Annotated in this window: 27 protein-coding genes; 12 read left to right on the forward strand and 15 right to left on the reverse strand. The window is 38.8% G+C overall.

What is annotated here, in order from left to right; genetic code table 11:
* Positions 1 to 816: 816 nt before the first annotated feature.
* The 9 genes from OD355_RS04230 (at position 817) to OD355_RS04270 (ending at position 13,557) form a co-directional block, all read left to right on the forward strand.
* Positions 817 to 1,365, forward strand: coding sequence for a hypothetical protein (locus tag OD355_RS04230; protein ID WP_263037209.1), 549 nt, complete (start codon positions 817 to 819; stop codon positions 1,363 to 1,365).
* 174 nt (positions 1,366 to 1,539) lie between these two features.
* Positions 1,540 to 2,286, forward strand: a complete 747-nt coding sequence (locus tag OD355_RS04235) for a fimbrial biogenesis chaperone (protein WP_263037210.1) — start codon at positions 1,540 to 1,542, stop codon at positions 2,284 to 2,286.
* Positions 2,279 to 3,382, forward strand: a complete 1,104-nt coding sequence (locus OD355_RS04240; RefSeq protein WP_263037211.1) for a hypothetical protein — start codon at positions 2,279 to 2,281, stop codon at positions 3,380 to 3,382. The genes OD355_RS04235 and OD355_RS04240 overlap by 8 nt, the downstream gene beginning before the upstream one ends.
* Positions 3,383 to 3,429: 47 nt before the next feature.
* On the forward strand, positions 3,430 to 6,228 hold the full coding sequence (locus OD355_RS04245) for a COG1470 family protein (RefSeq protein WP_263037212.1): 2,799 nt from the start codon (positions 3,430 to 3,432) through the stop codon (positions 6,226 to 6,228).
* Positions 6,229 to 7,226: 998 nt separating this feature from the next.
* Positions 7,227 to 7,805 (forward strand): hypothetical protein, encoded by a 579-nt coding sequence (locus OD355_RS04250; RefSeq protein WP_263037213.1) that lies wholly within the window; start codon positions 7,227 to 7,229, stop codon positions 7,803 to 7,805.
* Positions 7,806 to 7,860: 55 nt separating this feature from the next.
* Positions 7,861 to 8,403 (forward strand): hypothetical protein, encoded by a 543-nt coding sequence (locus OD355_RS04255; protein WP_263037214.1) that lies wholly within the window; start codon positions 7,861 to 7,863, stop codon positions 8,401 to 8,403.
* A 105-nt stretch (positions 8,404 to 8,508) separates the two neighbouring features.
* Positions 8,509 to 9,312: a fimbrial biogenesis chaperone gene (locus OD355_RS04260; RefSeq protein ID WP_263037215.1), complete on the forward strand. Its 804-nt coding sequence runs from the start codon at positions 8,509 to 8,511 to the stop codon at positions 9,310 to 9,312.
* A gap of 28 nt (positions 9,313 to 9,340) precedes the next feature.
* Positions 9,341 to 10,765 carry a hypothetical protein gene (locus OD355_RS04265; RefSeq protein WP_263037216.1) on the forward strand — a complete coding sequence of 475 codons (1,425 nt, stop codon included), beginning with the start codon at positions 9,341 to 9,343 and terminating at the stop codon, positions 10,763 to 10,765.
* The gene (locus OD355_RS04270; RefSeq protein WP_263037217.1) at positions 10,765 to 13,557 is read left to right on the forward strand and encodes a hypothetical protein; all 2,793 of its coding nucleotides are present in this window, start codon (positions 10,765 to 10,767) and stop codon (positions 13,555 to 13,557) included. The genes OD355_RS04265 and OD355_RS04270 overlap by 1 nt, the downstream gene beginning before the upstream one ends.
* A gap of 985 nt (positions 13,558 to 14,542) precedes the next feature.
* On the opposite strand, the gene OD355_RS04275 is transcribed toward OD355_RS04270, so the two are convergent.
* The 5 genes from OD355_RS04275 to recA form a co-directional block, all read right to left on the reverse strand.
* Positions 14,543 to 14,830 (reverse strand): hypothetical protein, encoded by a 288-nt coding sequence (locus OD355_RS04275; protein WP_263037218.1) that lies wholly within the window; start codon positions 14,828 to 14,830, stop codon positions 14,543 to 14,545.
* A 21-nt stretch (positions 14,831 to 14,851) separates the two neighbouring features.
* A complete protein-coding gene (locus OD355_RS04280) occupies positions 14,852 to 15,373 on the reverse strand; it encodes a hypothetical protein (protein WP_263037219.1) in 522 nt (173 codons plus the stop codon).
* Between the two features lie 2 nt (positions 15,374 to 15,375).
* A complete protein-coding gene (locus tag OD355_RS04285; protein ID WP_263037220.1) occupies positions 15,376 to 15,663 on the reverse strand; it encodes a hypothetical protein in 288 nt (95 codons plus the stop codon).
* A gap of 42 nt (positions 15,664 to 15,705) precedes the next feature.
* Positions 15,706 to 16,245 (reverse strand): RNA polymerase sigma factor, encoded by a 540-nt coding sequence (locus tag OD355_RS04290; protein ID WP_263037221.1) that lies wholly within the window; start codon positions 16,243 to 16,245, stop codon positions 15,706 to 15,708.
* 116 nt (positions 16,246 to 16,361) lie between these two features.
* Positions 16,362 to 17,393 (reverse strand): recombinase RecA, encoded by a 1,032-nt coding sequence (recA, locus tag OD355_RS04295; protein ID WP_263037222.1) that lies wholly within the window; start codon positions 17,391 to 17,393, stop codon positions 16,362 to 16,364.
* 224 nt (positions 17,394 to 17,617) lie between these two features.
* Between recA and OD355_RS04300 the strand changes: the two genes are divergently transcribed.
* Positions 17,618 to 18,013 carry a hypothetical protein gene (locus tag OD355_RS04300; protein ID WP_263037223.1) on the forward strand — a complete coding sequence of 132 codons (396 nt, stop codon included), beginning with the start codon at positions 17,618 to 17,620 and terminating at the stop codon, positions 18,011 to 18,013.
* A gap of 17 nt (positions 18,014 to 18,030) precedes the next feature.
* Here OD355_RS04300 and OD355_RS04305 read toward each other — a convergent pair whose 3' ends face one another.
* The 5 genes from OD355_RS04305 to OD355_RS13880 all read right to left on the reverse strand — a co-directional run bounded on the left by OD355_RS04305 (position 18,031) and on the right by OD355_RS13880 (position 21,336).
* Positions 18,031 to 18,360, reverse strand: a complete 330-nt coding sequence (locus OD355_RS04305) for a helix-turn-helix domain-containing protein (RefSeq protein WP_263037224.1) — start codon at positions 18,358 to 18,360, stop codon at positions 18,031 to 18,033.
* Entirely contained in the window at positions 18,347 to 18,727 is a 381-nt protein-coding gene (locus tag OD355_RS04310) for a type II toxin-antitoxin system RelE/ParE family toxin (RefSeq protein WP_263037225.1), read from the reverse strand. Before OD355_RS04310 ends, OD355_RS04305 begins: the two co-directional genes overlap by 14 nt.
* Positions 18,728 to 18,785: 58 nt before the next feature.
* Positions 18,786 to 19,139, reverse strand: a complete 354-nt coding sequence (gene arsC, locus OD355_RS04315) for an arsenate reductase (glutaredoxin) (protein WP_263037226.1) — start codon at positions 19,137 to 19,139, stop codon at positions 18,786 to 18,788.
* A 114-nt stretch (positions 19,140 to 19,253) separates the two neighbouring features.
* On the reverse strand, positions 19,254 to 20,579 hold the full coding sequence (ahcY, locus tag OD355_RS04320; RefSeq protein WP_263037227.1) for an adenosylhomocysteinase: 1,326 nt from the start codon (positions 20,577 to 20,579) through the stop codon (positions 19,254 to 19,256).
* Positions 20,580 to 20,625: 46 nt separating this feature from the next.
* Entirely contained in the window at positions 20,626 to 21,336 is a 711-nt protein-coding gene (locus tag OD355_RS13880; protein WP_317619104.1) for an FKBP-type peptidyl-prolyl cis-trans isomerase, read from the reverse strand.
* 126 nt (positions 21,337 to 21,462) lie between these two features.
* Between OD355_RS13880 and pyrR the strand changes: the two genes are divergently transcribed.
* Positions 21,463 to 21,996, forward strand: coding sequence for a bifunctional pyr operon transcriptional regulator/uracil phosphoribosyltransferase PyrR (gene pyrR / locus OD355_RS04335; protein ID WP_263037228.1), 534 nt, complete (start codon positions 21,463 to 21,465; stop codon positions 21,994 to 21,996).
* On the opposite strand, the gene OD355_RS04340 is transcribed toward pyrR, so the two are convergent.
* On the reverse strand, positions 21,993 to 22,613 hold the full coding sequence (locus tag OD355_RS04340) for a DnaJ domain-containing protein (protein WP_263037229.1): 621 nt from the start codon (positions 22,611 to 22,613) through the stop codon (positions 21,993 to 21,995). The two genes, pyrR and OD355_RS04340, sit on opposite strands and share 4 nt — an antisense overlap.
* A 108-nt stretch (positions 22,614 to 22,721) precedes the next feature.
* Here OD355_RS04340 and OD355_RS04345 point away from each other — a divergent pair, with 108 nt between their 5' ends.
* Complete coding sequence (locus tag OD355_RS04345) at positions 22,722 to 23,897, forward strand: MalY/PatB family protein (RefSeq protein WP_263037230.1); 1,176 nt, start codon at positions 22,722 to 22,724, stop codon at positions 23,895 to 23,897.
* Between the two features lie 48 nt (positions 23,898 to 23,945).
* Here OD355_RS04345 and OD355_RS13925 read toward each other — a convergent pair whose 3' ends face one another.
* The 4 genes from OD355_RS13925 to OD355_RS04360 are packed head-to-tail and all read right to left on the reverse strand — an operon-like array spanning position 23,946 to position 25,548.
* Positions 23,946 to 24,233, reverse strand: coding sequence for a DUF4884 domain-containing protein (locus tag OD355_RS13925; protein ID WP_382303460.1), 288 nt, complete (start codon positions 24,231 to 24,233; stop codon positions 23,946 to 23,948).
* Positions 24,234 to 24,277: 44 nt separating this feature from the next.
* The gene (locus OD355_RS04350; protein WP_263037231.1) at positions 24,278 to 24,919 is read right to left on the reverse strand and encodes a SprT-like domain-containing protein; all 642 of its coding nucleotides are present in this window, start codon (positions 24,917 to 24,919) and stop codon (positions 24,278 to 24,280) included.
* Positions 24,912 to 25,319, reverse strand: coding sequence for a hypothetical protein (locus OD355_RS04355; RefSeq protein ID WP_263037232.1), 408 nt, complete (start codon positions 25,317 to 25,319; stop codon positions 24,912 to 24,914). Before OD355_RS04355 ends, OD355_RS04350 begins: the two co-directional genes overlap by 8 nt.
* Positions 25,312 to 25,548, reverse strand: a complete 237-nt coding sequence (locus OD355_RS04360; protein ID WP_263037233.1) for an AtpZ/AtpI family protein — start codon at positions 25,546 to 25,548, stop codon at positions 25,312 to 25,314. The genes OD355_RS04355 and OD355_RS04360 overlap by 8 nt, the downstream gene beginning before the upstream one ends.
* Positions 25,549 to 25,573: the final 25 nt, after the last annotated feature.

Below are 25,573 nucleotides of genomic sequence, written 5' to 3' on the forward strand. Positions count from 1 at the left end.
TTTTGTCAACAAAAAACATAGTTTCTTCTTTGTTTTGAATAAAAAATACGGCTTTCAAAACCTACTCCCATTAAAAAATCAAGGGAAACAATTGAAAAACTTAACATAGGTTATTAAATTTTACTATTCTAACAAAAAACTTTGCCATATAGTACATCCCATTTAACTTCGCACCACCAAAAATAAAAGATGAATTGTATATAATTAAAAATACAAAGATTTAAGCTTCAGTTCTGAAATTAAAAAAAATTATAACATTTCTATTTTCTATTGTCCCGGTTATCACTTTCTCTCAGGTATAGGCCAAAACTGAAATAAATATTATAGTAGGGATTTTTCCGGTTAACCTCTCAGAGAATTGGTGACCAAAGAGTGGATATGATTTTTAAGAATAGCAATGATTTTACGAATGGCGTTTCTACATTGAAACAATCTCGCCTTTGAATATCTTCCGCAGTTATTATCATTTGGTAGCAAGGGCGGCTTTGAAAAAGTTCAGATCTGGTAGTCATTTAACCTTCCCAGGTTCTGTAAATAAAAGTAAAAGTTGATAATACAGATGTGAAGGGCAAAAGATGTAATACCAATTGTATAGAGTAACTACAAATAAACAATCAGCCTTATTACAAACGGTCATCCGCAATTATACAAAATATAAACATTAAATATTCTATATCTCCGGAAAAATCGCAGCAGCATATTTTACGAGCTGACCCCCGGGAACGTACTCGAATACAATAATTTATACAATTACATCACGATAACAGGCATATAAAATAAAAAAAATGAAAAAACAAAAAATTAAAAAAAATTAAAATGAAAAAAATCTTAATCTTAGCTGCTGTTTCTGTATTTGGATTCATCAGCGTTGCGCAAGCTCAAACAGCCAACGCAACTTTAAATGTTGTTCTGGAACCTCTTCTTTCCATAGCAGTACAAAATGGAAATGGCGGTAGTGCTACAGATGTTAAACTAGTGTATGATTCCAGGCAGAAGTATAATGACGGTGTTACAGAAAATATCGTAGACCACTTAAAAGTATCTTCTGCGCACGCCTACCAGGTAAAAGTTAAGGCCTTGGGAGATCTGCAGAATGTAAGTAGTTCCGATGTTATTGCTCTTGGCGCAACTGAAGGGATTTCACTGAAGGCAACTGCCGGGACCGGTACTACAAGACTTACATCTGCGGGAAATGTTTCTCTTTCTACTTCCGAGCAGACTCTTATTTCAGGACCTGCTGTCTTTGATGGATTGATAAACGTAGCTTATAGAGGCAAAGGGCGTAATGCATATTTAACCAAATTCAAACAAGATGGCGGAACTACCTATACCACTACCTTAACTTATACGATTACTGTAAACTAAAAATTTTAAGTAACCAATGCTGTACAAAAAGCTGAGAGCGTCAACAGTTCTTGGCTTTTTTTTAGCACCACATAATCAATACATTTTTCAGTACCTTGTAATTATTATAATTTTGAAGCATATATCCATTATTGTATGAAAAAAATCTTTATTTTATTTTTTCTAATTATTTCTTTGCATAAAATAGCTGCACAAACCGGAATGACAGTTACTGCACCACGGTTGTATTATGAAGTAGTACCGCGCGAAACCGGCAATGTATCCTTCAAAGTTATTAACGACAGCAAAACCAACAAGCTGGATGTTGCGGTTACCTTAGGTGATTGGAATTATGATTCGCTGGGAAACAATATGTTTTACAAAGCCGGTGAATTACCACAAACCTGTGCAGACTGGATCAGTACCGACGCTGGAAATATATTCACCTTAGCGCCGGGCGAAAGTCGTGTGATTAATGTGCGCATGACGGTACCTTCAACATTAGATCCTAATATTAATGTAAGAACGGCAATGCTTTACCTAACGCAAACAAACGCTGTAGAAAACACTGAGAAAATGGTGAAGGAGAGCGTGCGGATTGGTGTCAAGATTTTCCATAGAATACCGGGAAATAAAAATTATAAAATAAACTTTAACAGCCTAAGTTTAGATAAAAAAAGAAATGCGTTAAAACTAAACTTCAGCAATGCCAGCAATACGTGGGTGGAAGGAACAATATACTCCGATTTATTCAATAGCAGCAACGGATCACAGGCTAAATTGCAGGATATTTCTATCTATACGTTGCCAGGTGACCAAAGGTTTGTATATATACCTCTAAGAGACGATTTACAAAAAGGCAAATACACTGCAACCGTGATGATGGATACCGGCGATAAAGAGAATCTGGAAGTTGCTGAACTAACTTTTAATTATGAATAATTACAAAACAATAATAGTCGCGTTTTTTCTTTTAATAGTTGTTTCGGCAAAAGCGCAATTTACTACCATTGGATGGGGTGGAAATTATGTTGATGTGAAATCTTATCTTGGCAAACGGGCAGTAGAACATATAGTAATTGTTATCAGGAATTATAACTGGTCAGAAGCCTTAACAATACGAAATTGGAAAATTTCTGCTGAAATCATTGGTTCGCTGTATTCCCCCGCACAAGGCGGCACTTCTGCCGGAGCTGGCATAGACTGTCCATCGCTGAAGCATTTTCCTCCGGACAAAATAAGGTTATCATTGCGTAGGATAGTTTCGGAGAATGCTGGCAATCCTACAAAAGCATCTCTCGGAATACCCAATTTCACCTCTTTGGGAATTAATCCAGTTTTCATTGTTCCCAATGCTTTACAACCCATGGTAAAGAAAGCCAATTCAAATTTTGTCATAACTACATATTGGGATTTGGAAATAGCCGGCGGCGATTATCTGGGTGAGATGTTGAAATGTTCTGATTACAATGCACGCCGCTATGAAGGCGATATAAAATATACACTGTTTGATGACCATAATAACCAAGTGGGAATGCCGGTAATCATACATGAAATGATAGATGTCGGGCCGCTGGCAGGCATGTCCGATGTGCCATCTTACGATGAATCCGGAACTCCAATTTTTGAAGGTCTCTCTCTTACTTTCACAACGGCTCCGGACGTTACTTTTCATTTTTCTAATCCGGAATCGTACAATTCAGGCCAGGAAACCACATTGAATTCTGCACTGTCCATTAAAGCCAAGGGAACAGCGTGGGCCGTTTATTGCAAATCTTTATCACCCGCTTTAATGTCTAATACCGGTAATACCCTGCCTTTAGATATCGTTACCATTTCAACTTCGGGAGAAGGCAGTGTGGGAGCCTCACCACAGACTTTAAGCACTCAAGAGCGCTTGCTTTTTATGGGTGTTGTGCCTGATGAAGGTGTAGTTACCAGAAATCTGGGAAATATTACCTATCGTGTATCCCCCAGCATTAATGCTGTAAAAGATACTTACTCTGCAACGATACAATATTTTATCGTGCCTTATTAGTCTGCCGAAAACTATGACAAAAGGTATCCTGAATAAAATACAATAAATTGAAAGGAAAGAGTTTGTTATTTACTATATTATTTACATTTGGTTTTTCCCTTTTGAAAGGCCAGGTTGTCCCTATGCCAACTTCACAGGTTTTTTTAGAAGTTCCGGAACAGATTGAGCAGGGAAAAAGTCCGGTGATTTCTATAGTAGTTAAAATTGGAAGCAAAGATCACAATAATTTCCAGGGATTTCTCAGGATAGTTCTGCCGAATGGCATCAAAGCTATCTCCCCTCAAAGCTTACCGGTTAGTTTTTCGGACAGTATGTTTGTCGCAGTAAAATTGCTTGCGCACAATGTGCCTGCGGGAAAAAACGTAATACGCTTTGAATTGGAAAATAAGCAAAACGAGACGGTTACTCATTCGGAAACTTTTTACACTGTTGATGAAAAAATGTTGCTGAGGCTGATCAACGAGCAGGCCAACATAATCTATAGTAATCCCAATGACTCCGTAAGAGTAGCGGTTACATTGGCCAATTTAGGAAACGTCAAAGTGAAGTCAACCGTATTATTCAATATCCCGGATCTGATGGGGCAAAAGAACTCTTTTGAAAAAACATCGGAAATAAATGCAGGCGAAAGGAAACAAGTGCTTTTCACATTTTTCCCCAGCAAAGAGCTTGTAGAACGAAGCGAGTATAATGTGGATATTACGGCGAGCTACGGTACCGAAAAAATCTTAATTGGAGCATCAAAAGTTCAGGTGCAGAATTTATCATCCTCCAAACGATTTATAATTTGGGATAATAATGTTGTTTCAAACAATTTACTCACTAAAGGCATTTCTTTGAACTACCGTACATCCGGGAAAAACTCTGAACTCTACCAGGTTTTTGGTGGTGGTAATTTAGATTTGCCTACAGGGTACCTTTCTTTTTCCGGACAACTCTACAGTCAAAACCCGGACTTTAAGAATGCCGTGCTTACAAATACCAAACTTCAGTATTATTATAACAACAACGTTTTTTCGGTAGGAAATATAACGAAAATGACAGAGATTACTTTATACGGAAGAGGTGCGGAAGCGCAGCTTGTAAGCGAAGACAATAAGAAACAACTGGAAATCGGTGTAATAGACCAGAATTATAACATCATTGATAATGTTGGTTGGTTTCAGGATTCATACGGTGCGTATGCTATTGGAAGTTTGGCCTTTACCAAAAGTACTCAGCAAAAATACACAGGAGGTTATGTAATTAAATATGATCCTTATCTTCAGGCGCATCACAACGTTGGATTGGCACAAGGCAGTTATGTTTTTAATAAACATTGGGCTGTTTCCGGTAAAATTTCTTCAGCTTTCAGCAAGTATAATTCATTAAACATGAATAAAAACTCAATCGCAGAAGAATTTAGTTACAATGGAAAACTAGGAAAATTCTTGCTAAACGGGAATATTTTTAACAGTTCAGATTATTTTCCAGGAAACAGGCCAGGGGTACTCCAAATTCAACAATCTGTTTTCAGATACAGCCAAACAGGCTATAACTTTTCTGCAAATTTTACATTGAGCGATTACTCACCCCAAACAGTTTTTAACAGTATCAATTTCCAAAGCAGAAATATTTATACCAATGCGAATTTAGCTTTTCCATCAAACACAAGTTGGAGGTTTAATGCAGGTTATCAGAATCGTTACGAAAAAGGCAATTCATATTTTAAGTTTGGCGAAGTCATAAATGGTAGCAGCCATGTTTTGACAGAACAGGTTTCATGGGCAAGTTATGGCAGGAAGCATTCTTTGATGTTAAATTTAGAGAATGGCTTAGCGTGGTTTGAAAAAAGGAACAAGCCTCAGCTCCAGTTCAGAGGAAGAATTGTTTATGGTTTTTATTGGTTTAATGTTATGGCTGCGTATCAGTCTGGAAGCAGCAATTTAAGTGAATATACACATTCCATACATTCAGCAATTAGTGATTTTAATAAAGTTTCTGCCGGTTTCTATTTCAATAAGAGTTTTGAGAAACTGAATTTAGCCTCGAGTTTAGGCGGCAACTTCAGCAAAGACCAACTTTTGGGTATCTACTATAATTTTTATTCTAATTTAAAGTATACTCCCTCAAAAAGGATTTATGCATTCCTGAATTTAGGATTTAATCAGTATAGGTATACGAGTTATTTCGGAGAAAATTCATTGTCCAAAATGTTTTCTACAGAGATTGGCCTGAGTTATATCTTGCAGAGAACTATTCCAAGCAGTAAAAAGAAAGGCAGGGTAGATATTTTTATATTTCAGGATAATAATAGCAATAATATTTTTGATGAAGGAGATACGCCAGCCTATGATTATCCCTTAGAATTCAACAAAGTGGTTTTTGTTTCGGACAGAAACGGCAAGATTAGTTATACCAATTTACCTTATAAAGAATACCAAATAAAAGCCGGCGCCAATAAAGGTTGGTTTAATGAAGAAAATACAGTACAACTTGATAAGACACGAATGGAAATACAAATTCCGCTCCATCAGACTGGTATTGTAAAGGGAGAAGTAAAGTACAGTTATGATAAAAGAATGACTGTAGGGTTCACTCCAAAATATGGCGGGATTGTATTTAAATTTACTTCTGCCACAGGGAAAGTCACTGATGTTTATACCGATGACTCGGGAAACTTTTTAGTTTTTTTACCGAAAGGAAGTTATCGGATCGAACTTGATATTACCTCCCTCCCTGTTAATGCGCTTTATGAAGAGCCGCCACGAGAAATTTCTGTAATTCAGGGGGGAATCACAAACGTGCCACAGTTTATTGTGGGAGCAAAACAAAGAAAAGTAAACATAAAAAAATTTGTGGAATAACTTCACTTGGGCAAAGTGGTTGAAGGAGATTGCTTCGCTCCGCCCGAAGGACTCCGCAACCGTAGGAGTACCTCGCTTGCAATGACGGTCCCGGAGGTTGCATCATTGAGATAAACCTTACCGCAGCGGTAGTTTAGAAGTCTCACACAGATCAACAAATACACAAATCCACAAAAACCTCATCACTTGATCACAATATCACATCAACAAATCCACCCCTCCACTTCTTTGCGCAAGTCTTGGCGCACTCTGCGTGCAATAAGTTGATATATTTTTATTGCCGGTATAGTTTTCACGCTAAGGCCGCAGAGAACTCACGCGGAGATTGCAGAGCAGTTTTAATCTGACTTAGGATGAACGATGAGTTTTGACCGGTGAGAGATAACCCTAAGACTTACACAGATCAACAAATACACAAATCCACAAAAACCTCATCACTTGATCACAAAACATCACATCCACAAATCCACACCTCTACTTCTTTGCGCAAGTCTTGGCGCACTCTGCGTGCAATAATTTGATATATTTTTATTACCGGGGTAGTTTTCACGCTAAGGCCGCAGAGAACTCACGCGGAGATCGCAGAGCAGTTTTAATCTGACTTAGGATGAGCGATGAGCTTTGACCGGTGAGAGATAGCCCCAAGACTTAAACAGATCAACAAATACACAAATCCACAAAAACTTCATCACTTGATCACATCGCTCTTCGGGATTTGTAATCACGAAGCCATATCGTGAGATTTGTAATCTCAAGACAGCTTATCCGCAACTACATATGAAACAGTTCGGAAAATTAATTGCCGAAAAACTTTTAGTCAACAAAATAAAAAATAGTTTGTTTTGAATAAAAAAATACCGCTGCTTAAAAGACCTTCTATATTGAAATAGAAGGCAACAAATGAAAAACTTAACATAGGTTATTAAATCTCACTATCCTAACAAAATACTTTGCCATATTGTACAACCTGTCTAATTTTGCACCACCAAAAATAAAAGATGAAATTGTATATAATTAAAAATGCAAAGATTCAAGCTTCAGTTCTGAAATTAAAATATTCATTATCCTTTTTATTTTTTATTGCTCCGATTATCTCTTTCTCCCAGGTAGAGGCCAAAGCTGAAATAAATATTATAGTGAACGATTTTTTCCAGTTAACCTCTCAGAAAATTGATGGCCAAAGAGTGGATATGATTTTTAAGAATAGCAATGATTTTACGAATGGCATTTCTACATTGAAACAATCTCACTTATTATTATCTTCTACCGTTTATTATAATTTGGTAGCAAGAGCGGCCTTGGAAAACTTCAGGTCGGGCAGTCATTTAACCTTTCCGGCTTCTGTAGTAAAAGTGGAAGTTGATAATACCGATGTGAAGGCAAAAGATGTAATACTCAATTCTATTGAAGAGCTACAAACAAACAACCAGCCTCTGATCACAAACGGCCATCCGAATTTGTACAAAAATATAAACATTAAATATTCTATATCTCCGGAGAAATCGCAGCAGCATATTTTAAGAGCTGGCCCGGGAACGTACTCGAATACTGTAATTTATACATTGACATCACGATAAAAGGCATACCAAGCAAATAATAAAAATAAAAAAACAAAAATTAAAAAAAATTAACATGAAAAAAACCTTAATCTTAGCTGCTGTTTCTGTTTTTGGATTCATCAGCTTTGCACAAGCACAAGCAACATCTTCTACTAACGTGAAGATCAACCTGACTGACTTTATCACTACAGAGCCAGGTAATCAAACTGTTCCCGGACAAACGCCTGGTGCTGCAGCGGTTGAATTTAGCTATCCCAATGCTGCTTCATACACAGTTGATCAGGTAGTATCTCTTGCCGGACATTTGAAGGTGACCGCTACAAAAATTTTCCAGGTGACTGTAAAAGCTGCTGGAGCTAATTTTGTAAATGGTACAAATAATATTCCTGTAGGTGTTATGGACATTACCCCCACCGTACCCGCCGGAAGTGGTGGTACTGCTACAAAAGTAACTCTCACAGCAGCGGAGCAACCTATATTAACAGGTGTAAAAGCGGGGATACAAACAATTGATGTAAAGTATAGCATCCCTGCCGACAGAGCACAAAAAGATATTCTTGGAAAGCCTCAGGGCACTTACCAGCAAACTATAGTGTATACTTTTACACAACCCTAAACCGGTGATAAAAAAAAGAGTCTCATACAAAACTTTATTTTATTTTTACAGAGTAAAGTTCCAGGAGACTCTTTTTTTTAATCAAATTATTATATAACAATGTATATGCGCAGGTCGTTATTAATTCTAACTGTTTTGGTTGCCGGTATTGTAAGTAGTTATGCCCAGGGTATCACTGTTTCTCCTACCAGGTTGTTTTTTACGGGCGGGCCCGGCAGCAGCGCTACTCAAACAGTCACAATTACAAACGGGGGTAAAACGCCTTTTGCTTTTAAAGCGGCCTTGAGTGACTGGTATAGGGATTCTACCGGAGAAAAAGTGTATGCAAATGCGGGTACATTACCCAGGTCGAATGCCGGTTGGTTAAAACTTTCAGAAACCAATGTAACCGTGCAGCCCGGCGAATCAAAACAATTAAATGTGATGATGAGCGTTCCGGCAAATGCAACTAATGTAGTAACCAACTCTATGCTGATGCTTACACAAATAGCTCAGCAGAGCGATGAATACATAAAAAATAATAATATCGGTATAAAAGTTTTATTTGAATTTGGTTTACATGTTTATTACACACCTGAAAACAATACGAAAGAAGATCTTGACTTTACGGCTATTAATCATATAGGCAAAGTAACAATTGCTGATAAGGTATATAACAGAATAGCTGTGAAGGTGAAAAATATTGGCAACACCACCAGCGACTCATCTATAGATTTTGAAATTACCAATAAATCAACAGGTGAGGAAACCAAACTTGAGCCTGTGCCAGTTTCTATGATGCCGGATGCAGAACAAATTGTATTCTTCGATATTCCCGAAAAATACAAAGGCGAATTTGCGGGTGTAGCTATTTTAAGAGTAGGAAGCGCTGCAAACGTAAGGGTAGGTGAAAAGAATCTAAGTTTATAAACGCGAAATGAAAAAGGTTTTACAATGCTTGGCAATCATCTATTTTCTGTTTCAGTCTTTTAATGGAAATTCCCAGTCAATTGATCTTAATCTAACTCAGGATAATATTTTAAACGAAACTGAGTATTTTGCAACACTTAATTCCGGTTATTTGTTTATGGGTGGATTAGGTTGGAGAAGAACTACTATTAATAGATTTGTAATGCTGCGTTCTACCAATCCGAATTTCATACACAATAACGGTATCTATAGTTTGCCTACTTCCCTGGTTAATTTTCAGTTATCAAGTATAGCCGGTTATTCACCCGGAAGCTCAGGATTAAGTACACAATGGCCAATACCGGAAAAATACATTACCACAAGTTTCCAATCCTTTCTTCAACCGTTATACGCTGGTAGCCGTGCTTATCCAGGTGATATAATGATTAATTATCGAATAGCAGCAAATAGTTTTGTATCCAATATGTTTATAGCCGGTACCTATTCTGCGGATATTGTTCATAATCAGCCTCATTCTTTAATATATAATTATATAGATCCGTCCGACGGAGGAAAGATGAACATTAACGTTCCTGCTTTTAGTGTTTGGAACAGCGGCACACTAAATTATTCGGTAGCTTTAAATGCGGAAAATTTTACCGGCACAGATTACGAAATAACATTAAATAACTTAGAGATAGGGCATACGGTTCCTTCATTTGTAGAGATTAAGGGACAGGCGCCCATCACTTTTACTCCGGCTGGGGGAGGAGTTACTTCCACCAGGCCTTTATCTGCTTTACAAATTACAAGTAACAATACAGTTTTTAGTACTAAAACGCTTACAAATGCTTACCAGGCTTTAAATTCAACTGCCTTGCCGGTAGCAGTCGGCAACAAAACCTCTGTTCCGTTAAAAATAAAAATACTGTCGGCTCAGCTGGCAAGCAATTTTTTTGAAGCAGGTACCTATACATTTAATTTGGATGTACGTACACGCAGCAACGATAATTCAGTTGCCGATGTTAAGACAATAGCTGTAACCATTGTTACCAATGCTATAAGCTATATACGGCTTAAAGATGAAAACCAGTCAGTGGTATTTAATTTTTTAACCGCCGCAGACTACCAGACCGGGAAAAGTGTAAATATGCCGGGACATCTCAATATCACCAACAACAAACCGTTTCAGGTGTATGTGAAAAGCACCGGTAACTATTTTACGCTGAATTCTACGCCTACATCTATTCCTGTGTCCATTGTAACTGTTGAAAACGGTACGGGCGAAACACAGGTGATTTCGAAGCCCTTATCAGCCACGTCTCAAAACATTATCCGTAATGCCACGCCTGTTTTAAACAAACAACTATCCATAAAATACACAATACCACCATCACAAACCGGTATTTTGTTTAATAAACCCACAGGTGTAACTTACCTGACTAATGTGATTTATAGTTTTACGAATTTGTAATGATCAAAAATATTATTAGAGTAATCCCGGCTATAATTTTGTTTATTATTTTGAGTGTTAACCTGTCGGCTCAACATAAAAATATTTATGCTTTTTTTACCCAGGATAGTATTTTATTAGAACCGGGAAAAACTTTTTCCAATACCTTGCGCATTCAAAACAACCAGGCTAAAAATGTCACGATTGAAAGTATTCGTCCTGCAAAGTCATATCCGAATATGCTATTCTTCCCGGGTTTTAGAGGAAATGTAGATGCCGGCCAGGCTCTGAACCTGCAAACAAAAATGATAGCAGGCATTGAGTTGCTTATGTCCGGCGATAACTACATAGATTTTATTGTAGATTATACTACTACAGGCCAGCTTAAAGATACGCTGCATGCAAGATATTATCTAAGCAAAGAAAGCCAGGATTATATTGCTATCATCAGCTCAGGTATCGATAATTTCTACAATCCCGATGCAAGAGAAAATGCCGTAAGTTTTTTTATTGAAAATCCGGGTTATGATATCAAAAACCTACGATTGCATCTTACATTAAGTCCTTCGCAGAATTTGGTTATAAGGCAGCAATCCATAAATGTGATTTTGCAACCACGTGAAAGAAAACTGGTAAAGATAGATCTGCAGCAAAAAGGCAATACAACTTTTTTTACAGATTATTCATTGTCGGTAATGGCATATGAGATTGCCAAAGACAGGCTTATAGCTAATTCCAATATTCCTATCCGTACGCTTACCAGCAACAGGCAGGTATTGCAAAATAATTTTTTGAATACGAAAATAAATTTTATTGAGGCTGCCTACAACAGACTGAATAAAAATAATGATATATACAGGCTCAGAGGCAATGTGCAGCAGCAAATAGCATCGAATGTAGCGATGGAATTCAACACGGTAACAGATTATTTCTCACAATATAAATATGTAAATATCTATGATACAAGGTTAACGCTACGATCGAAAAAGATGCTTGCTGAACTGGGGAATATTTACGGCTCTGACTATGATTTTAATATGAACGGCAGAGGTTTAAAGTTGGGATATAATGTTACCGGTAACAGCAGCATAGAAGTGCTGGGTATAGATAATAATTATATGCTTTACAGCAGCCTGGATAATATGGTTGACTTTGGTAAAACAATCGGTACAAAGTACCAGAGATCTATGCGTAACGGTTCACCCGCACAGGTAAATTATTTATACAATACAAATCCGTTATTAAACACAAAAACACATCTTGGTAGTTTCTCCACTTCCTTTAAGATAGATTCTGCCAGCCGCGTAAAAATAGAAGGCGGTGTTAGCCATGAAGCTTCACTTGGTATTGAGAGTAGCGCCAAAGGCTTTGCCAATGCAGGTTTTGCAGGAGGCATTTCCTATGAAATGATCGGGGAAAAGATTTCTTTATTTTCAAATAACTATTTTTCTTCACCATATTACGCAGGTTTAAGAAGAGGGCTTTTATCTCTTGATGAAGCAGTTACTTACCGCCTTACGCAACAAAAAAGTTTATTGTTCAAATACAGTGGTTTAATAAACAAGCCTAAATATGTGAATGCACATTTTATCTATCATCCTTCTGAATTGATGATATATGAAAGCAGTTTTGTGAATCATACTGTAGAAGCGGGTTTTAATTATTATACAGATGGTTTCAGCTATTCCATCTTGCCAAATTATACCTATCAATATATAAACAACTCTTACCTGAATGTAGATTACAGGGCATATCGTTTAAAGCTTGATGTTAGTAAGAGTTTCAGCAACCATTATTTCAATTTTATTGCAGATGGTGGTATTTCTTTTATCAATCAAAATACAGATCCGTTTTATGCAGCAAGGTTTTTATTGTCTTACAGGTTAGGCATGTTCAATGTAAATGCTTTGGCAGATATAAACCCGGTAAATGCCTACGATCTTATCAACACACAAGAAAAGAATTTCAGAAACTACTCTTTGAATACGAATTACAATTATGCTACTCGTGATCAAAAATTGAAAGGAAATATTTCCGGGGGTATAAGCTATGTAAACAGTTATAATGGTTTTAACCAGTTTATAAATAACCAGCTGGAATATCGTATTGCTAAAGATTGGTTTGCTACCGCCAATGTTTTCTTTACAAGATATTCCAAAAACAACAATACCCATACTTACAACAATACCCAGTTCCAGGTTGGCATCAAGAAAATATTTGGTACGTTAAGTTCATCTAATTCAAGCAAAGTTTCATTCAGGGTCTTTGAAGACCAGAACCAGAACAATATATTAGATGGCGATGAAAAAGTATTGGATAATGTACTGGTAAATTTAAACGAGCATGTAGCCATAACAGATAAGAAGGGCTTTGTGAAGTTTGCCAATCTTCCTAAACAGGAGTATAATATTGTGGTGAAGAAAAACGGGCAAAAACTTAGTCTTTTATCAAACAACAAAGTACTCATTTCTAAAAATAAAAAATATGAGTTGCCGGTTGTAAAAGTCAACACTGTCACAGGCAGCATGATTGAGACTAAGAAGAAATATGATGTGGAGCAAACAGATGTTTCAGGCATAAGCATATATGCAGAAAATCTTTCAACTAAGGAAATAACCACAACGGTAACAGATTGGGGAGGCGGTTTTATGCTGCACCTGCGCGAAGGGAATTACCGGATTTATATACTGAATAACCGGTACGAAATAACAAACAACGCTCAAATCATTACCGTAAAAAACAATGTGCCTGCTAAAGAATTAAAGTTCAACTACATAAATACTGAGGTAGAAATCAAGGTAAAGAAGTTTTAGGTAGTGAGGCCCCTGAAGTGGGCCTCGCTATTGTTGAATGACTGCTCAAGGAGACTGCTTCGCTCCCGAAAGACTCCGGAACTGTAGGAGTACATGGCTCGCAATGACGGTTCTGCAGGTTGCATCATTACAATAAACCTTAGCGCAGGGGTAGTTTAGAAGTCTCTTACACAGATCAACAAATACACAAATCCACAAAAACCTCATCACTTGATCACAATATCACATCAACAAATCCACCCCTCCACTTCTTTGCGCAAGTCTTGGCGCACTCTGCGTGCAATAAGTTGATATATTTTTATTGCCGGTATAGTTTTCACGCTAAGGCCGCAGAGAACTCACGCGGAGATCGCAGAGCAGTTATAATCTGACTTATGATGAGCGATGAGCTTTGACCGGTGAGAGATAGCCCCAAGACCTTAGCAGATCAACAAATACACAAATCCACAAAAACTTCATCACTTGATCACTGATAACAAATCCACACCTCTACTTCTTTGCGCAAGTCTTGGCGCACTCTGCGTGCAATAAGTTGATATATTTTTATTGCCGGGATAGTTTTCACGCTAAGGCCGCAGAGAACCACGCGGAGATGGCAGAGCAGTTTTAATCTGACTTATGATGAGCGATGAGGTTTGACCAGTGAGAAATAGCCCAAGACCTAAACAGATCAACAAATACACAAATCCACAAAAACTCCATCACTTGATCACTGATAACACATCCACACTCCACTTCTTTGCGCAAGTCTTGGCGCACTCTGCGTGCAATAAGTTGATATATTTTTATTGCCGGTATAGTTTTCACGCTAAGGTCGCAGAGAACTCACGCGGAGATCGCAGAGCAGTTTTAATCTGAGTTATGATGAGCGATGAGGTTTGACCGGTGAGAGATAGCCCCAAGACTTAAACAGATCAACAAATACACAAATCCACAAAAACCTCATCACTTGATCACAACATCACATTAACAAATGTCGTACACATTATTTATTTCTTTCCAGGTTATCACAGATGCCATTTTTATTGGTGTCTGTAAAATACCTTCCCTGGTTCTGGCTGTTGCGTCCCTGCGCTTTTCTTGCGGAAAAATTACCGCAATTAGCTCTGCGCGGGCCGCGCAGAGTGTAGTTGTCACAGATTCCGTCATTGTTCTTATCTACAAAATTCGGAGCATTTTTACTGGTTCCCTGTTGATTGCGCTGTGGCGCATTTTGTGCTGGCAACTGCGTGAATGCACACAGTATGAGTGCTGCCATGAAAAGCTTTTTCATTTTTTTGGTATTTTATTGTTATTAATTTTTGGTATTCCTATTATTACCTCTGCCACGCCGGTTTTGGCAACGCGGGCCTGCTTCATTGGCAAAAAGCGGGTAGAATGCTTTATTTAACGCCTGCTTCTGTTCTTCGGTTGCTGTTTCTTTTATTTGTAGGTAAAATTTAGCGGTTACTTCTTTCAAAGTGCCATGCAGGTCGCCTATTTGTGTAGATAGGTTTTTTATGATCAGCGTATCAGGATTTTCTTCCTGTAACTCTTCGAAAAGCCTGCTTTTTAAAGAATCAATTGCCACCACTATTTCTTTTGTGTGAACCCTGAAAGGATGATAATAAGTCCTGAAATTTTCCATCTGTTCATTGTTGAAGCCTATTTCGTTTCGGAAAAACCTGCCGTTCAGCATATTTCCGTTCCCGGTATTTATGGCAGGCAGGTTCTGCTGTTTTTCCTGCACCACATGGAAAATAATAGTACTTATTGTAGCAATATTGAGTAGTGCCAGCGCTACTATTAACCATATTAATAATTTTTGCCTGCTCATTTTTATTCATTTAAATAGTAAGAAAGATTTTCTATGTGGGCATCGTTGATGCCCAGGCTCATTGATGTATAGTTGTAATAAAGATCTCCGAGCTCTATACCCACAAAAATCAACATGATCATACCCAGAACTATAAATGCATTTTGCCACGCTGGCAGAATGAGTGCCGGTTCTTTTGTATTGATTTTAGAAGTTACCCGCGCTGCAAGAAAAGGATTGGGTTTTATTTTCTTTTGAGCGTCAACGTAGTTGTCGATGAGACTTTCTATATGTTTATTGAAATTGTCCATTGTTTATTATTAAGACAGTTTTATTATTTTTTTCCTATGCTGCTATAATCTTTTTACCAGGTAATTACGCAGATTATTTTTTGCCCTTACCAGTAGCTGTTCAACTGCTCCTTCTGATATTTTCATGATAGATGCAATTTCCTTTTGCGATAATTCATTGTACTTGCTTAATACGAATGCCGTATTTTGTTTAGGGGGCAATAAACTTATGGCTTTTTCAATCAACTCGCTTTCGTCTTTGTTTTCCAGGGCTTTCTGGGGGTTGGCACTTTTATCGGCAAGAAAATTAAGCGTTGAAATATCCATAATTGCATTATGCAACCTGCGTTTTTTCAGTTGATTCTTGCAGAGGTTTACAGCAATTCTGTATATCCATGTAGAAAAAGCAGCGTCGCCTCTGAATGTAGGTATAGCATAATATGCTTTGATAAATACATCTTCTGTGATCTCTTCTGCATCTTCCTTACAGTGTAAAAATCCTAAAGCTGTATAAAAAATCCTTTCATAGTATTTCTCTACCAGGTGGCGGTATTCTTCCTTTTGCCCGCTCTTTATATGTTGTATAATTGCTGATTCCGTCATAAATGGCAGTCCTATACATTCGACAACAAAGTTCTTAAAATCCTACGTTTGAAATATAAATAAAAAGGAGCTGCTCAAAAAGCAACTCCCGTTATTAAAAAGCTATTAAAAATATTCTATTTCTTTTCTTCTTTCTCTTCCGCTTTTGGTGCAGGGGGCAGTGGTGCAAGTTTTGCGCGGATCTTTGCTTCCAGCTCGCTGGCAAGTTCAGGATTGTCAAGCAGCAATTGCTTTACGGCTTCGCGTCCCTGGCCGAGTTTGGTAGATTCGTAGCTGAACCAGCTGCCGCTTTTGGTAACCACATCCAGCTCTACGCCCATGTCTATGATCTCTCCGATCTTGCTGATGCCTTCGCCGAACATAATGTCAAACTCCGCTGTACGGAAGGGAGGCGCCACTTTATTTTTTACTACTTTTACGCGCACACGGCTTCCCAGGGTAGAGTCGCCGTCTTTGATCTGCGAAATACGGCGGATATCCAGGCGCACGGAAGAGTAGAACTTCAAGGCGTTACCACCGGTTGTCGTCTCCGGATTACCGAACATAACACCGATCTTTTCGCGCAACTGGTTGATGAATATACAAACGGTATTTGTTTTGGAAATGGTAGAGGTAAGTTTACGCATTGCCTGGCTCATAAGCCTGGCCTGTAAGCCCATTTTGCTGTCGCCCATTTCGCCTTCCAGTTCACTTTTGGGTACAAGCGCTGCAACAGAGTCTATCACCAATACATCGATAGCGCCGGAAAGGATCAGCCTGTCAGCGATCTCCAATGCCTGCTCACCGTAGTCGGGCTGAGAGATGTATAGATTTTCTACATCTACGCCCAGCTTTTGCGCATAGGTGGCATCAAAGGCATGCTCCGCATCAATCATGGCGCAAATGCCGCCTTTTTTCTGAGCCTCTGCAATAACGTGGGTAGCAATGGTGGTTTTACCGGAAGACTCCGGTCCAAAGATCTCTATTACACGTCCTCTTGGCAATCCGCCAATGCCCAATGCTGTATCAAGGCCGATGGAACCCGTGGAGATCACGTCAATGGTGCGCACGCCTTTTTCATTCATCATCATAACGCTGCCCTTGCCGTAATCTTTATCTATTTTGTCGATGGTTAATTTTAATGCTTTTAATTTTTCTACGTTGCTCATATGATTAATTAATATTTACGATTTTATAGAACAAATTTACTACTTATTTCTCAATAAACTAATATTTTTAGTATTTTTTATGACAAATTTTTTAGCGTAGTTATTTACATTTAAAATTAAGTATTATAATTAATATGAAATAAAATCTTTCAAAATAATTTTTCGTTTAAGGCCATGCTTACAAAATTATTAGTTATTTTGTAAGATAAACCATTGAAGTAAATATGCGGTTAGAAAGTAAAGATAATGTAGTCAATAAGCCTGTGAGTGAATTATTCAGCTTTGTAGAGAACCCTGAAAAAATACGTTCGGTAATGCCGGATAATGTAAATAAGTTCGAAGCTACGGCAGACGGGTTTATATTTGGCATACAGGGCGTGCCGGTAGACATCAAGCTAAAAATAAAGGAAAAGGTGGCCAATGAAAAGGTAGTATTGGTATCTGCAAATCCGAACCTTGATTTTACTTTATCTATTTTTATGCAGGGCCTCAATGCGCAACAGACCATGATGAATATGGTATTTGAAGGCGAGTTTAACCCGATGATAAAAATGATGATCCAGAAACCGTTGCAGAAATTTCTGAATGATTTTTCAGGTAAGGCTAAGCTGTTGCAATAATCGGCAGGAAACGATTATTAAATTTTAATCGGCAATTTATTATTGTTGAGCTCCACGTTGAAATTAACCTTAGCGCCGAGCGCATCAAACACTTTCAGGATAGTTTCAAACCTTGCATTTTTTACGCTGTTTTCTATTTTGCAAATCTGAGCTTTTTGCACGCCTACCAATGTTCCCAATTCTTCTTGTGTCAGGTTGCGTTCTTTTCTGGCCTGTTTAATGGCATTGCCCAAGAGATCGATTCTTAATTCATTCTCAAATGCTTCGCGTCTCTCTGTGCCCGGCTTTCCAATGTGCTTGTCGATCATTTGATCGAGAGAAACTGTTTTAAATTTATTTGTTGACATGTTGTTTATTTTGTGTTTTATTATTTAAATACTGAAATCTAATTTCCTCGGCTTTTCTAATTTCTTTTAATGGTGTTTTCTGCGTTTTTTTCAGAATTGCATGTGTAGAAAGAACTATAGTCTTTTTGACATCAGTTTTATCCCAAAATGCGAAAAGTCTATATGCTTTCCCGTTATAAAAAGTTCTAAATTCCCAAATGTGTTCGTTTAGCTTTTTAAAAAGTTCATTGTCATATACCCATTGAGATCTTCTAATATTATAATATATTTTTTCTCTTGCTTTATCATCAAGATTTTCTAAAAACTCAATGGCATCAGGTAGTAATTCAACCTCAAAATTTGGACTCATTTTAGAATCTTTTTTCAAAGATAAATGATTTCCCTATAGGGAAACATTATTTTAGCTATTATTTTTAAATTGCTGATCACTTAGCTTCATTCATAAAAGCAGCAACCTTCTCAAACGGTCTGCCGATAATGGCTTTATCATCTTTGATAATGATTGGGCGTTCTATCAATACCGGGTTTTCCGCCAGAATGCTTATCCATTCTTCATCAGAATAATTGTTCCCTTCAAAATTCTGTTTGTACAGCTGCTCATTCTTCCGGACAAGCTGCTCAGGTTGTATGCCTAATTTATCAATGATATCTTCAAGCTCATCAACAGTCAGGGGATTGGTGATATAATTGCGTACAGAAACCGGGTAATTTAAATCTTGCAGGTAATCCAGGGAACAATTGCTTTTAGAGCAATGGGGATTGTGTATAATCGTGATCATACGGTAAAGATAAGTAAATGGATATTGCAGCCAACAGTTTCGGCATACATTCAACTAAAAAAGAGATCACCACTTCTGCGGTAATCTCTTTAAAATATTTGAACAGGATAAGGATTAGTACCTGTAATATTCCGGTTTGAACGGCCCTTGCACCTGTACACCAATGTATTTAGCCTGTTCTTCTGAAAGTGTTTCCAGCTCAACGCTCAATTTTTTCAGGTGCAATGCTGCAACCTTTTCATCAAGGTGTTTTGGCAGCATGTAAACTTTATTGTCGTACCTGTCTGCATGGTTCCACAACTCAATCTGGGCAAGCGTTTGGTTTGAGAATGAGTTAGACATTACAAAGCTGGGATGGCCGGTAGCACAGCCAAGATTTACCAGGCGTCCTTCAGCCAACACGATGATGTCTTTACCTTCTACCTGGTACATATCTACCTGTGGTTTGATTTGTTTTTTTGTGCGTCCGTAGTGGTTATTCAGCCAGGCCATATCAATTTCATTATCAAAATGCCCGATATTGCATACAATGGCTTTATCTTTCATTCTCAGGAAATGCTCACCACGAACAATGTTGAAGTTGCCTGTTGTAGTGATAATGATGTCTGCATTTTCTATAACGGTGTTTAGCCTTTTCACTTCATAGCCTTCCATGGATGCCTGCAGTGCACATATAGGATCAATTTCAGTAACAGTCACAATAGAGCCTGCACCACGGAAAGAAGCGGCAGTACCTTTACCCACATCGCCGTAACCACACACTACCACACGCTTTCCTGCAAGCATAATGTCAGTTGCCCTGCGGATAGCATCTACAGCCGATTCGCGGCAACCGTATTTATTGTCGAATTTAGATTTGGTAACAGAGTCGTTCACATTTATGGCAGGCATTGGTAAAGTGCCTTTTTCCATCCTTTCGTACAAGCGGTGCACGCCTGTAGTAGTTTCTTCGGAAAGGCCTTTGATGTTGGCTACCAGTTCAGGGTATTTGTCAAACACCATATTGGTAAGGTCGCCGCCGTCGTCAAGAATCATATTCAACGGCCTGTCATAACTGCCAAAGAATAAGGTTTGTTCAATACACCAGTCGGCTTCTTCAAGGGTTTCTCCTTTCCAGGCAAACACGGGTACACCTGCTGCTGCCACTGCTGCTGCTGCATGATCCTGTGTAGAGAAAATGTTGCAGGAAGACCAGCGCACTTCCGCACCAAGTGCAGTAAGCGTTTCTATCAATACGGCCGTCTGGATGGTCATGTGCAGGCAACCGGCTATTCTTGCACCTTTCAGCGGCTGTGCTACTCCGTATTCTTCGCGCAGGCTCATCAGCCCGGGCATTTCTGCTTCTGCAAGCGTAATTTCATTTCTGCCCCAGTCAGCAAGACTGATATCGGCAACTTTATATGGTAAGTTTAATTCAACGTTTTTTATTCCTGTTGACATATAGGTTTATTTAATTAAAAAAAATAACTGCAAAGGTACTGCATTTTTATTTAATGCTTATCAGTTCCACATCAAATATCAGTGCGGCTCCCGGGGGTATTTCGCCACCGCCTGCCCCTCTTTCTCCATAACCCAGTTGGGCAGGTATGAACAGGCGCCACTTACTGCCAACAGGCATTAGTTGCAAAGCCTCTGTCCAGCCTTTGATAACACCGTTAACGGGGAAGGAGACCGGCTCGCCTCTTTTATAGGAATTGTCAAACTCTTTTCCGTCTGCCAGGGTGCCGGCATAGTGGCAAACCACAGTGTCCGTAAGCGCTGGTTTCCTGCCTGTGCCTGCACGCAAAACCTCGTAGCGCAGTCCGCTGGCGTTTTTCACTACTTTAGCCTGTGGAAACTTAACAGCTATAATACTGTCGAGAGATTTGATCTGTTGTTTGTTTTTTTCTTCGGCAAACATGCCTTCTGCTTTACTGAAAATAGCGTTGATATCCTGCTCTGTAATTTGAGCCGGCTTATTTTGAAACACGGTATTGACAGCATCGCCCAGAAAAACCGCGTTGATATTCTTTGCGCCCATATTTTTATAAAAAGTACCTACACTGATGCCGATAGCGTAACTTAAAGAGTCGTCAAATGTTTTAGGCGCTGCCAGAGCAGGCTTGGTAAAGGGTTTAGCAGGTACAACTTTTTTCTTTTGGGCAAAAGTTCCGGAAGATAACAGCAGCAATACTATCAGTAAATTTAATTTATGCATGTTTGTTTTTTTAAACAGCGAATTTAAGCAAATAAGCTGTGTTTATTTATATGCAAATATGTTTTTTGCTTTTTTGTTTGAATAAAAATAGGTAGTATATTTGAGTCCGGCTGAAAAAGTTATACAATGATCAAAACAATTCTGAAAGAAGAACAGTTGCAATTGAGCATACAACGTCTTGCACATCAAATATTAGAAAACCATTTGTCTCTTGAAAATACGGTGATCATTGGCTTGCAGCCGCGCGGCAGGTTTCTCAGCGACAAGATAGTGGAAGCGTTATCACCGCTTGTAGATGGCAGCAAAATCGATTACGGCAGGCTTGATATAACTTTTTACCGCGATGATATCCGTAAAGAACTCCACATGGCCAACGAAACCGACATCAGGTTCAGCATTGAAGGCAAAGCTGTAGTACTGGTAGATGATGTATTGTGGACAGGCAGGACTATACGCGCTGCATTAGACGCATTGCTTACCTTCGGACGGCCAAAATGTGTAGAGCTTTGTGTGCTGATCAACCGCAGGTTTGGGAGAGAGTTGCCTATACAGGCCAATTATATCGGCCGCTCCATCGACACTTTCGATTCCCAAAAGGTAAAGGTTTTGTGGAAAGAAAAAGATGGTATAAGCGAAGTGCAACTGATAGAGCAGGATTAAAATACAGCAGAGAGGAGCATTAGTAAAATTAATGCAGCAATTATGGCAATGGCCAGTTTGTATTTATTGAGTAAATAAGTTGCTTTCTGTTGCTTGGCAAGCTTGTCCACGTTGCTGGGTGTGTTGATTTTTTTCAGCTGTTCCATTACCGGCACCTGCTGGCTGTAGTCAAGAAAAGAAACAATTCCGATTACTTCTTCAAATAAATTTTTTCTCAGCAAAGCTTCGTCATTGTTGTTGATGATCTCCATATTCCTGTCTGAAAGCTGGTGCATTAATTCCCTGTAAACCACATTGGTATCCATGCGGTACCTGTCCATTCTTACCACATCCCTGCGCAGTTCAGTTATTTTTTTATAAATATCGCGTATGTTTTTCTCATAGGCTTTTACTTCAGTAAACTCTTCCAGTTCATAGAGGTCATATTGTTTTCTTCTTTCGGGGTTTGATAGCACATTGTAAGCCTCATTGATTTCAGCCAGTATAGTTTGCGCGGTTTTGCTGCTGTTCACATCGGGATGATATTTCATAGCAAGTTTGCGGTATGCATTCCTGATCTCGGCGCCTGACGCTTTATAATGTATGCCCAATGTGCGGTAATGATTTTTAGCCTTCATCACGGCAAATGTATGCAGAAGATGCTGACAATTGAAAGCTTGTGCCAATTTTATCTGTTTGAAAACAAAACACCTCTTTTAAAAAAATCAAATCGGTACATTTGTGCTATGGAATACAAATACAATTTTGATGAAGTAATTGACCGAAGGGGCACCAATGCCTACAAAACAGACGCCATGAAAATGAAGATCGGCCGGGAAGGGCTGATACCTTTGTGGGTTGCCGATATGGATTTTAAAGCGCCGCCACAGATCATAGAAGCTTTCAGAAAAAGAATTGATCATGGTATTTTTGGTTATACTATTCCTTCTAAAAATTACTATGATGCTATCATAAACTGGCTGTCATCTCAGCACGGCTGGAGCGTTTCGCGCGAAGAGCTGAGCTACATTCCCGGCATTGTGAAGGGTATAGGATTGGCTATTGATCATTTCACAAATGAAGGCGATAAAATTATTATACAACCACCCGTTTATCATCCTTTCAGGCTGGTGCCGCAGGCGCAGAACAGAACTGTTGTAGAAAATCCGTTGCTGTTTGATGGCGAAAACTACACCATGGACCTCGGGGGGCTGAAGAAAATTGTTTCAGAGCAGCAATGTAAAATACTTATTTTATGCAACCCCCACAACCCGGTTGGCATTGCCTGGAGCAGGGAAGTGTTGCAGGAAGTAGCAGAAATTTGTGCTGCGCATAATGTGCTGGTAATATCAGACGAGATCCATGCAGAAATATTGCACAACGGGTATAAGCATACGCCTTTTGCCACAGTTTCTGAAAAGGCAGCGCAGCATTCCATTACCTTTATGGCGCCTTCAAAAACTTTTAACCTGGCCGGTATTGTTTGCTCCTACGCAGTTATAAAAAATCATGACCTGCGGAAATCTTACTATAATTATCTCAAAAGAGCCGAGCTTGACCAGGGCACTTTGTTTTCTTACCTGGCTACAGAAGTGGCTTATACACTATGTGACGACTGGCGTAAGGAAATGACAGCCTATGTGTGGGACAATGTTCAATTCGTAGCGGGATATTTGCAAAAAAATATTCCCCAAATAAAAGCATTGATACCACAGGCTTCTTTCCTTGTATGGCTTGACTGCAGCGGGTTACAGCTCGATCATAAAGCACTGGTCTGTTTATTCAGAGATCAGGCGGGGCTTGCGCTTAACGACGGCGCAACCTTTGGTTCGCAGGGAGCAGGCTTTATGCGCTTGAATGTGGGCTGCCCGAGAAGTACACTGGAAAAAGCTTTGCGGCAATTGAAAGAAGCTGTTGGTTAAACAGCTTGCTATAGATTTACAATGCCTGCACAGCATCAAAAAGATGATCTATTTTTGTATTAAGGCAGTGTCTTTATAAATCGCATTTACTATCCTCTTTTGCCCGGATGAGTCCTTACTATGTGCTGTAACATTTCCACTGCAATTAGTAAAGTAAACGTATTCGCCAATATCATAAAACCTGTAAACTTTACAACCATCATGTTCAAATAAATAATCTACCTGGTATGTAGTATTATTTTGCGGTATCTGCCTTGCTATGGGTTTTGCAAAGCAAGAGGTTAATAAAAAAAAGGCCAAGATCAACAAGACAAAAAGAGAAATTTTTTCATGCATGGCATTGGATTTAATAAGTAATAAGCGTGTATAAAGTTAAACATTTACTTATCCTGCCCAAAAGATTTATATCTTACAACTTCCACTTCACAAACCGGGCTGAACAGGTACATTTTTTTTGAATCTACTTCTATACATTCAAATCGCTTGGTACGTTTCTTACCTTTTTTATAAGTTTTATCACTGTATAAAAAATGTGTTCCGGGTGGTAGCGTTTCCAGTAATACTTTATTAGGCGCATGCGCATCATATTTTCGCAGAGCACGCATTAACCCGTCTTCTGCACAGGCGCTGGCGCCCGGGTTATGTATTGATTCACTGATGGCTTTTACAACGTCGTCCGGAAAAATATGTTTCTTTAAAAAGTCTGCCAGCAACCATGAATAAATTGCTTTCCATTCCCTGCCATGCGATTGTACACGCGACCCGTATTTTTCAAAGGTAAGCAGATGTGCCAGCTCATGCAAGAGGGTGACCAGGAAGGAATATTTATTTAAATTTCCGTTGACGGAGATCTTGTGGTTATCGCCTTTATAGGCGCTTTTGTAATTTCCCATTACAGATTTTCGTGCACGGGTGATGGTAAGGTGAACTTTGTATTTCACCAGGTAATTCACTACCTCTTCAAAACAGTTTTCCGGAAGATAGGCGGCCAGCGCCTGCATCGGTTGCTCAACCTTAGCCATTCTTTTTGTTCCTGCTGAGTTTAAATGCTGCGCGCACATCCATTACACTGTAAAGTATGTATAGTCCAAGCCCGGCAATAATAGCCGGTACGTTTTTAGATTCCTTGAAGAAGTACAGATATAAAATTACAGCGCCTGCCAGCACCAGTAATTTCACGATCATCATAGACATGATGCCTCTTACAAAAGCATAGGGATTGTTATTGTTCACAGATTTTATGTGTACCAGGTAGGAAACAAAAGTAAGTACGAAAAGCAACAGGTTGGCAATAAGCACTACGGTATAATTGATCTGTGGCACACCAACGCCTGTATTGTTCAATACCAGAACAACTGTATTGATCACAATAAAAATTATCACCAGTACCAGGGTGTCTTTCTTGATATTCAGTTTATTCATTTTCAGTTTTCTTTTTAGCAGTGTCGCGGAATAGTTTGATGAACATCCCTGCGATCACGATCAGCGGAAACAGCCATACCAGCAACGGAAAAGACAGGTGAAGTTTTTCATCCAGTTTTTTGCCGCCCCATACCGCCACAAACAGCATTAGCCCCAACTGCGTGCCGAAATTAAGGTATTCTACAAATATCTGCGTGTTGGACTTGTATTTTGGTTTATCTTTTGCCATCTACGCGGCAAAGATAACCGGTTTA

The sequence above is a fragment of the Haoranjiania flava genome (assembly GCF_025631005.1).
Taxonomy (GTDB): domain Bacteria; phylum Bacteroidota; class Bacteroidia; order Chitinophagales; family Chitinophagaceae; genus Haoranjiania; species Haoranjiania flava.

Excerpts from the sequence above, each read along its gene's own strand:
- OD355_RS04240 (WP_263037211.1), top strand. The coding sequence starts at position 2,279 with ATGAATAATTACAAAACAATAATAGTCGCGTTTTTTCTTTTAATAGTT.
- OD355_RS13925 (WP_382303460.1), bottom strand. The coding sequence starts at position 24,233 with ATGCATGAAAAAATTTCTCTTTTTGTCTTGTTGATCTTGGCCTTTTTT.
- recA (WP_263037222.1), bottom strand. The coding sequence starts at position 17,393 with ATGAGCAACGTAGAAAAATTAAAAGCATTAAAATTAACCATCGACAAA.
- pyrR (WP_263037228.1), top strand. The coding sequence starts at position 21,463 with ATGATCAAAACAATTCTGAAAGAAGAACAGTTGCAATTGAGCATACAA.
- OD355_RS04355 (WP_263037232.1), bottom strand. The coding sequence starts at position 25,319 with ATGAATAAACTGAATATCAAGAAAGACACCCTGGTACTGGTGATAATT.
- ahcY (WP_263037227.1), bottom strand. The coding sequence starts at position 20,579 with ATGTCAACAGGAATAAAAAACGTTGAATTAAACTTACCATATAAAGTT.
- OD355_RS04290 (WP_263037221.1), bottom strand. The coding sequence starts at position 16,245 with ATGACGGAATCAGCAATTATACAACATATAAAGAGCGGGCAAAAGGAA.
- OD355_RS04230 (WP_263037209.1), top strand. The coding sequence starts at position 817 with ATGAAAAAAATCTTAATCTTAGCTGCTGTTTCTGTATTTGGATTCATC.
- OD355_RS04360 (WP_263037233.1), bottom strand. The coding sequence starts at position 25,548 with ATGGCAAAAGATAAACCAAAATACAAGTCCAACACGCAGATATTTGTA.
- OD355_RS04255 (WP_263037214.1), top strand. The coding sequence starts at position 7,861 with ATGAAAAAAACCTTAATCTTAGCTGCTGTTTCTGTTTTTGGATTCATC.
- arsC (WP_263037226.1), bottom strand. The coding sequence starts at position 19,139 with ATGATCACGATTATACACAATCCCCATTGCTCTAAAAGCAATTGTTCC.
- OD355_RS04270 (WP_263037217.1), top strand. The coding sequence starts at position 10,765 with ATGATCAAAAATATTATTAGAGTAATCCCGGCTATAATTTTGTTTATT.
- OD355_RS13880 (WP_317619104.1), bottom strand. The coding sequence starts at position 21,336 with ATGCATAAATTAAATTTACTGATAGTATTGCTGCTGTTATCTTCCGGA.
- OD355_RS04260 (WP_263037215.1), top strand. The coding sequence starts at position 8,509 with ATGCGCAGGTCGTTATTAATTCTAACTGTTTTGGTTGCCGGTATTGTA.
- OD355_RS04300 (WP_263037223.1), top strand. The coding sequence starts at position 17,618 with ATGCGGTTAGAAAGTAAAGATAATGTAGTCAATAAGCCTGTGAGTGAA.
- OD355_RS04305 (WP_263037224.1), bottom strand. The coding sequence starts at position 18,360 with ATGTCAACAAATAAATTTAAAACAGTTTCTCTCGATCAAATGATCGAC.
- OD355_RS04250 (WP_263037213.1), top strand. The coding sequence starts at position 7,227 with ATGAAATTGTATATAATTAAAAATGCAAAGATTCAAGCTTCAGTTCTG.
- OD355_RS04280 (WP_263037219.1), bottom strand. The coding sequence starts at position 15,373 with ATGAGCAGGCAAAAATTATTAATATGGTTAATAGTAGCGCTGGCACTA.
- OD355_RS04345 (WP_263037230.1), top strand. The coding sequence starts at position 22,722 with ATGGAATACAAATACAATTTTGATGAAGTAATTGACCGAAGGGGCACC.
- OD355_RS04285 (WP_263037220.1), bottom strand. The coding sequence starts at position 15,663 with ATGGACAATTTCAATAAACATATAGAAAGTCTCATCGACAACTACGTT.
- OD355_RS04275 (WP_263037218.1), bottom strand. The coding sequence starts at position 14,830 with ATGAAAAAGCTTTTCATGGCAGCACTCATACTGTGTGCATTCACGCAG.
- OD355_RS04350 (WP_263037231.1), bottom strand. The coding sequence starts at position 24,919 with ATGGCTAAGGTTGAGCAACCGATGCAGGCGCTGGCCGCCTATCTTCCG.
- OD355_RS04340 (WP_263037229.1), bottom strand. The coding sequence starts at position 22,613 with ATGAAGGCTAAAAATCATTACCGCACATTGGGCATACATTATAAAGCG.